The 2,262-nt window shown below is 71.0% G+C and carries 4 protein-coding genes; 3 read left to right on the plus strand and 1 reads right to left on the minus strand.

Annotation, left to right across the window (positions count from 1 at the left end; genetic code table 11):
• On the minus strand, positions 1-348 hold a 348-nt coding region (locus BEP24_RS16175), incomplete at its 3' end, for an SWIM zinc finger family protein (RefSeq protein WP_141693506.1).
• 139 nt (positions 349-487) lie between these two features.
• Here BEP24_RS16175 and BEP24_RS16180 point away from each other — a divergent pair.
• From BEP24_RS16180 to BEP24_RS16190, 3 genes are all read left to right on the plus strand, one after another.
• On the plus strand, positions 488-937 hold the full coding sequence (locus tag BEP24_RS16180) for a BLUF domain-containing protein (RefSeq protein WP_253181734.1): 450 nt from the start codon (positions 488-490) through the stop codon (positions 935-937).
• A 65-nt stretch (positions 938-1,002) separates the two neighbouring features.
• A complete protein-coding gene (locus BEP24_RS16185) occupies positions 1,003-1,308 on the plus strand; it encodes a hypothetical protein (RefSeq protein WP_065965207.1) in 306 nt (101 codons plus the stop codon).
• Positions 1,309-1,555: 247 nt separating this feature from the next.
• A partial coding sequence (locus BEP24_RS16190) for a fatty acid desaturase (protein ID WP_171898850.1) occupies positions 1,556-2,262 on the plus strand: 707 nt, incomplete at its 3' end.

A 2,262-nucleotide genomic window follows, 5' to 3' on the forward strand; every position in this document is an offset into this window, starting at 1 on the left:
GGCTGGTTGGGCGGAGGTGGGCCGCGGGGTGGTGGTGACCGTCGACAACGCCCGCGCGTTGACGGTGAGGAGCGCCGCCGCGACGTGCTTGCAGTCGCCCCCGAGCGGACACGTGCACGTGCTGCGCACGGGGCGGACGAAGTCGCCGCGGGCGAGCGTCGTCTCCACACGCAGCTCGTACGGGTCGTCGGCGGAACCGGACACGCTCGCCGTGATGGTGCCGGAGTCCTCGTGCCAGGTGGCGTCCTCGACCAGGCCCGCACGGACGACGTCGCGGGCGCGACCGAAGGTCTGCGGTCCGACGAAGCGGATGACGTCGACGGCGTCGATCATCGGGGCGGCTGGCACGGGACCATCGTGCCAGCCGCCACCGACCAGCAGGATCCTGTCCACACCTTCCCGTTCTGGGGGGCGTCGTCCACAGGGGAACCGGGGCAGGATCAGAGGTGGTCGCGATCGCGGTCGGTCGGGACCGGAGGGATGGACGTTGCTGCACTCGCTGGTCTACATGAGCTCCGCGACCGAGCCCTTCGACGACGACGCGCTCGACGCCGTCCTCGAGCAGGCCCGCGCACGGAACACCGCCGACGGCCTGACCGGGCTGCTCGTGCACCGCGGCGGTCGCTTCATGCAGCTGCTCGAGGGGCCGCACGACGCCGTCGTGGCCACCTACGCGCGCATCGTCGGCGACGAACGGCACGACGACGTCCGGCTGCTGGTCGAGGAGTCGATCCACACCCGGCGGTTCCCGGACTGGTCGATGGCGTACGACCGCGAGGCCGACGGCAACGGCCTGCCCGAGGGGTTCAGCACGTTCCTCGAGGACGGCGACCGCAGTGCCGACGGGAGCCGGCCGCGCGAGCTGCTGCGCTGGTTCCGCAACCACCCGATGGCCGACCCGACGGCGGCGAAGGGCAAGCACCGGCGCGAGGGGTGATGGCCGGCGGGGTCGCGATCCGCTCGTCGGGATCACGCCGCCTCCGGGCGGGCGATACTGGAGTCGTGACGACACTCCGAGGCACGATCCGCTCCACCGAGGTCCGCGACTCCGAGGGCTTCGCCGACTCCGTGGTGACCGCGAAGGAGACCGCGATCGCTTCGCTCGACATCGACGGGTACGCGCTGACCCAGGCGAACGCCGTCGAGAGCAAGGCCACGGGGGAGACGACGATCCGCGCGACCGCCCGCTCGACCGCGACGCGTGAGCACGAGGCGTCGGGGCCGGACTACGCGTCGGCGCTCGCCGCCTTCCGCGACTCCGTGCCCGAGGGGTGGCAGGCGCAGCACGTCTGGGTCGTCGAGGACTGAGCCGGGGACGCGGACGTCCGGGGCGTCGGGGCGGACCCGGGGCGAGGATGTCCGGGTCGTCGAGGACCGACGCGGTGCGGGGACGTCCACTTGCCGCGGATGTGACCGCCGCCGCGCGGTGATCGCAGCCGTTATCCGTTCTCCCAGGTGGAGACCCATGAACGTGACCTACGGTTCTCGACAAGCGCACGTGCGTGAACTCTCCGGACCGGTCGAAGGACCGCTCACCACAGAAGGTCGGTCCACGATGACGACCACGCCCCTCGCTCCCGGCTTCACCCGCACCCGTCCGGGGAACGGCAGCCGGAACGGCACCTCCACCTACTCCTCCCTGCTCGCCCAGGTGAAGGAGAACGGCCTGCTCCGACGGCGCACCGGGTTCTACTGGTCCCTGTTCGGCAGCCTCGTCGCCGGTCTCGCGCTCGCCTGGGTGGCGTTCGCGTTGTTGGGTGACTCGTGGTTCCAGTTGATCGTGGCGGGTGCGTTGGGTGTGGTGTTCACGCAGTTCGCGTTCCTGTCGCACGAGGCCGCGCACCGGCAGGTGTTCGACTCGCAGAAGTGGAACGACCACGCCGGCCGGTGGATCGGCACGTTCCTGGTCGGGTTGTCGTACTCGTGGTGGATGAACAAGCACACCCGGCACCACGGGAACCCGAACACGGTCGGCAAGGACCCCGACATCGCGCCCGACGGGATCCGGTTCCTGCCCGAGGACGCCGCCGCTGCCCGCGGTCCGCTGATGCGCACGTTCCTGCGGTTCCAGGGGTGGTTGTTCTTCCCGCTGCTGACCCTCGAGGGCATCAACCTGCACCGGCACGCGGTCGTGTCGGTGGTGCGTGGTGCCGGGGGTCGTCCGGACACGAAGGGCCGGGTGCTGGAGGGGGTGCTGCTGGCGGCGCGGTTCGCGATCTACCTGACGGTGGTGTTCTGGTTCCTGCCGTTCGGGATGGCGTG

It is taken from the genome of Curtobacterium sp. UCD-KPL2560 (genome assembly GCF_001705035.1).
Taxonomy (GTDB): domain Bacteria; phylum Actinomycetota; class Actinomycetes; order Actinomycetales; family Microbacteriaceae; genus Curtobacterium.